4 protein-coding genes are annotated in these 4,611 nt (G+C 71.8%); 2 read left to right on the top strand and 2 right to left on the bottom strand.

Features of this window, described 5'->3' with window-relative positions:
• Both ACFY3J_RS21165 and ACFY3J_RS21170 read right to left on the bottom strand, forming a co-directional pair.
• On the bottom strand, nt 1-558 hold a 558-nt coding region (locus ACFY3J_RS21165; RefSeq protein WP_384182213.1), incomplete at its 3' end, for a maltotransferase domain-containing protein.
• A 110-nt stretch (nt 559-668) separates the two neighbouring features.
• Nucleotides 669-971, bottom strand: coding sequence for a DUF5133 domain-containing protein (locus ACFY3J_RS21170; protein ID WP_384182186.1), 303 nt, complete (start codon nt 969-971; stop codon nt 669-671).
• 306 nt (nt 972-1,277) lie between these two features.
• Between ACFY3J_RS21170 and ACFY3J_RS21175 the strand changes: the two genes are divergently transcribed.
• Both ACFY3J_RS21175 and glgX read left to right on the top strand, forming a co-directional pair.
• Entirely contained in the window at nt 1,278-1,790 is a 513-nt protein-coding gene (locus ACFY3J_RS21175; protein WP_384182183.1) for a pep a2, read from the top strand.
• Complete coding sequence (gene glgX, locus ACFY3J_RS21180) at nt 1,787-3,931, top strand: glycogen debranching protein GlgX (protein ID WP_390841475.1); 2,145 nt, start codon at nt 1,787-1,789, stop codon at nt 3,929-3,931. The genes ACFY3J_RS21175 and glgX overlap by 4 nt, the downstream gene beginning before the upstream one ends.
• Nucleotides 3,932-4,611: the final 680 nt, after the last annotated feature.

Consider the following 4,611-nt stretch of genomic DNA (forward strand, 5'->3'; position numbering starts at 1 on the left):
CAGGGCGAGCGGTGCGGAGGCGGTGACCAGGTCCCGCAGCGGATGCCGGGCCAGGACCGCGTCCACCTCCGGCGTCAACGCCGCCGCCAGCCTGGTCATCACCGGCAGCGAGTCGTCCTCGAGCGCCGCCGCCGCGGCGAGCACGGTGTCCCGCTCCGGCCCCTGCGGCACTCCGGCCGCCGCCCGGGTGTGCAGAGCGGCCCCCTCCTCCAGCACCAGCCCGGCGTCGATGCCGGCCGGAACCTTGACGGAGGCGACGCGGCGCCAGGTGGCGACCGGATCCGCCCAGGCCTCCACGTGGTACGTCCAGCGGCCGGCCCCACCCGGAGTGACCTCGGCGCCCCAGCGGTCGGTGCCGGGCGCCAGCTCGCGCATCGGCGTCCACGGGCCGGGCCGGCCCTCGGGATCCGTCAGCACCACGTTCGCGGCCACCGCGTCGTGGCCCTCGCGGAACACGGTGGCGGTGACAGGGAACGTCTCTCCCGCGACCGCCTTGGCCGCTCGCCTGCCGCCCTCCACGGCCGGACGGACGTCCCGCACCGGGATGCGGCCGATCATCGAGGCCGTGCCGGCGCCCTGGCTCGGGGTCGAACTCACGGGTGTCACCTCCGCCGTGCTCAAGGCCGGGCTCGCGCCCGGCCGGGGAATCGGGTCGTGCCGGGCGGAACCTACCTCCCGGCGCGGGAACGTCTCTGGGCCGCCTTCGGCGGGCCCCGGCGGGAGACGGCGTTCCGGTGCGGCCGGCCGCTCTGCTCCCGCAGGTAGGTGCCGAGGCTGGTGCACAGATAGCGCTCGGCGGCGTCCGCGGCCTCCCGCGCGCAGCGTTTCCCCATCAGCACGCACAGGGTGTAGCCCGAGTCCTCGAAGGTGGACCGCACCCGGCGGTCGTCGGGCGACGCGAGCATCGCGCGTTCCCACGCCCGGTAGCGGCGCAGATGCCGGGCGACTTCGGCTTTGGCGGGTAGCAGCATGGCGCCGTTCACCTTTCGGATGCGCTCGATGGGCTCGTTTCCCCGACAGCCGGGGCGGCGACCGCGCACGCGTGGGCAGCGGTCCCGTTTACGGCGCTCGAGACTTCACTCATGGTGCACGTTCAACGACACAGCGTCCTGTTGGATCTTCAACAAGTGCGCTGACCTGCTCCTGTTGCACGAATGGCGTAGCGCGCGCACTGTGGATCTGACTCAGAGGCAACAGATGTTCACGTTTCGTGATTTCGGGGCTCCTCGCACCTGCGGGAGCGGAGCGTGGGCCTCGCCGGTGAGGAGCCAACGACGATGAAGACCGCAGTGCCCTGTTACTACCACCTCGACGTGGAAGTCAGCCCGGAACGGGTCGGGCAGGTCAGGCGCATCCTGGCCGCGCACCTGCGTTTCTGGGACCTGGAGGACCTCGTCGACCCCGTGTGCGGGGGTGCCGAGATGCTGCTGAAGGCCATCGACGAGCACGCCACCGACAAGCACACCTCCATCGAGATGTGGTGGACCGGCCAGCACCTGATCACCGCCGTCGGGGAGAACAACCACGACCTGCGCCCCGACCAGGACCTGCGCGGCTGCCTGGCCCGTATCGCGGCGACCAGCGACGGCTGGGGCTGCTGCGCCTCCCGGACCGGCAGCAAGATCATCTGGTTCTCGCAGCGGGCCCGCGCCGGGGTGCGCGTCCCGCTGGTCCCGACGGCCCCGGACCCGGCCCTGCGCGAGGGTCTGCAGACGCCGCGCGAGATGCCGGTCACGGCACTGGCCTCTCCGCTCAGCGGGCCGCAGGCCTTGCTGGAAGCGGCCCTATGACCGGGCGAAGACGACGGAAAGGGGTACCCGTGTGGAGCGGGTACCCCTACCCGCTGGGGGCGGCGTACGACGGGAAGGGCACCAACTTCGCCCTGTTCAGCGAGGTGGCCGAGCGCGTCGACCTGGTCCTGGTGGACGACGCCGGCACCCATCGTGACGTGCAGTTGACCGAGGCCGACGGCTTCGTGTGGCACGGCTACCTGCCCGGTGTCGGGCCGGGGCAGCGCTACGGATACCGGGTGCACGGGCCGTGGCACCCGTCCGCCGGCCACCGGTGCAACCCGAGGAAACTGCTCCTCGATCCCTATGCCACGGCGGTGGACGGCCAGATCGACAACCACCCCTCGCTGTACGAGCGGGCCGCGCACGGCCCGGACCCGGCCGACAGCGCCGGGCACACCATGCTGGGCGTGGTGACCGACCCGGCCTTCGACTGGGGCGACGACCGTCCGCCGCGGCGGGCGTACTCCGACACCGTGATCTACGAGGCGCACGTACGCGGCCTGACCCGCACCCATCCCGAGGTGCCGCCCGAACTGCGCGGCACCTACGCGGGGTTGGCGCACCCGGCGGTGATCGAGCACCTGACCTCGCTGGGTGTGACGGCGATCGAGCTGATGCCGGTCCACCAGTTCGTGCACGACGGCGTGCTCCAGGGCCGGGGCCTTTCCAACTACTGGGGCTACAACACCATCGGCTTCTTCGCACCGCACAACGGCTACGCCGCCGGCGGTATGCGCGGGCAGCAGGTCCCCGAGTTCAAGTCGATGGTCAAGGCGCTGCACGCGGCCGGGCTCGAGGTGATCCTCGACGTGGTCTACAACCACACCGCCGAGGGCAACGAGAAGGGCCCGACGCTGTCTTTCCGGGGCATCGACAACGCCTCGTACTACCGCCTGGTCGACGGCGACTGGGCGCACTACTACGACACCACGGGCACCGGCAACAGCCTGCTGATGCGCCACCCCTACGTGTTGCAGCTGATCATGGACTCGCTGCGGTACTGGGTCACCGAGATGCACGTCGACGGCTTCCGTTTCGACCTCGCGGCCACGCTGGCCCGGCAGTTCCACGAGGTGGACCGGCTGTCGGCGTTCTTCGACCTGATCCAGCAGGACCCGGTGATCAGCCGTGTGAAGCTGATCGCGGAGCCGTGGGACCTCGGCGAGGGCGGCTACCAGGTCGGCAACTTCCCGCCGTTGTGGTCGGAGTGGAACGGCCTGTACCGGGACGCGGTACGGGACTTCTGGCGCGGCGAGGAGCACACGCTCGGCGAGTTCGCCTCCCGGCTGACCGGATCCGCCGACCTGTACGCCCACAACCGGCGCAGGCCGCGCGCCAGCGTCAACTTCGTCACCGCGCACGACGGGTTCACGCTGCTCGACCTGGTGTCGTACAACGACAAGCACAACGAGGCCAACGGTGAGGGCAACCGGGACGGCGAGAGCGCCAACCGGTCCTGGAACTGCGGGGCGGAGGGGGACACCGACGACCCGGCCGTCCTGGAACTGAGGGCCCGCCAGCAGCGCAACTTCCTTGCCACGCTGCTGCTTTCGCAGGGCATCCCGATGCTGTGCCACGGCGACGAACTGGGGCGTACCCAGGGTGGCAACAACAACGCCTACTGCCAGGACAACGAGGTCTCCTGGATCGACTGGCGGCCGACCCGCGAGCAGCGGGAACTCGCGGACTTCACGCGGTACCTGATCGGCCTGCGCAGCGCCCACCCCGTGCTGCGCCGGCGCCGCTTCTTCCAGGGGAGGACCGCGACCCGGAACGACCAGCCGCTGCCCGACCTGGTGTGGCTGCTGCCGGACGGCCGCGCGATGGCGGAAGAGGACTGGCAGCGCTCCGACGCGCACTCCGTCACGGTCTTCCTCAACGGCGACGCCATCGCCGAACCCGACCGGCAGGGCCGTCCCTTGGTGGACGACTCCTTCCTCCTGCTGCTGAACGGCTACTGGGAACCGGTCGACTTCCGCCTGCCCGGCCGCGCCTACGGCGACCGCTGGACCACCCTCCTCGACACCGCCGAACCCCTGGGCCCGCCGGACGAGGCCGAGCACAAACCCGGCGGCACCCTCCGCGCCGACCCCCGCAGCCTGATCCTCCTGTCCCGCCCCCCGAAAACTCCCCACTGACCACAGCCGGGCGTGCGCGGGTTCCGCGGCCGGTGCCGGTAAGCGGGGCCGGGGCCGTCCGTCCCGTGTGCCGTACCTGGCGGCGGCCGGGGCGTGTCGCCGTGCCGGGGCCGAGGCCACGGTTCCGAAGCACCCGCACGTCCTCCGACCCGCGCCGGGCACGGGATCTCCGGCCCCGGGCCGGAACCTCCGACCGGCCCCACACCGCCCCCGCCGACCCGCACCGGGATCTGCGGCCTACGCCCGCGTTCGCGCACCGGACCTTGCTCCGGGTCGCGCGCGGCGGTCTTCGGCGTTGAGCGTGCCGCGATGCCAGGCGGCTGCTCCGTTGCCGCCTGACCGCGCGGCCCAGCTTCGGCTCTTGCGTCGGCCTGCGGCCTGCGGCCTGCGGCTGGTGGTGGGGATGGGCTGCCGTTCAGGCTTCGCGGCGTGACGTCACCGTGAACTGGGCGCTGTTTCGGTTGCGGGGTACGGCTTTGTCGGGGTCCTTGTGCGGGTCGCTGTCGGCGTGGGTCCCGGCGGCAGGGGCACATGGCGTTTGCGTCGGCCTGCGGCCGGTGGTGGGGATGGGTCGCCGTTCAGGCCTCGCGGCGTGACGTCACCGTGAACTGGGCGCTGTTTCGGTCGCGGGGTACGGCTTTGTCGGGGTCCTTGTGCGGGTCGCTGTCGGCGTGGGTCCC

The sequence above is a fragment of the Streptomyces sp. NPDC001231 genome (genome assembly GCF_042896885.1).
In the GTDB taxonomy this organism is placed as follows: Bacteria; Actinomycetota; Actinomycetes; order Streptomycetales; family Streptomycetaceae; genus Streptomyces.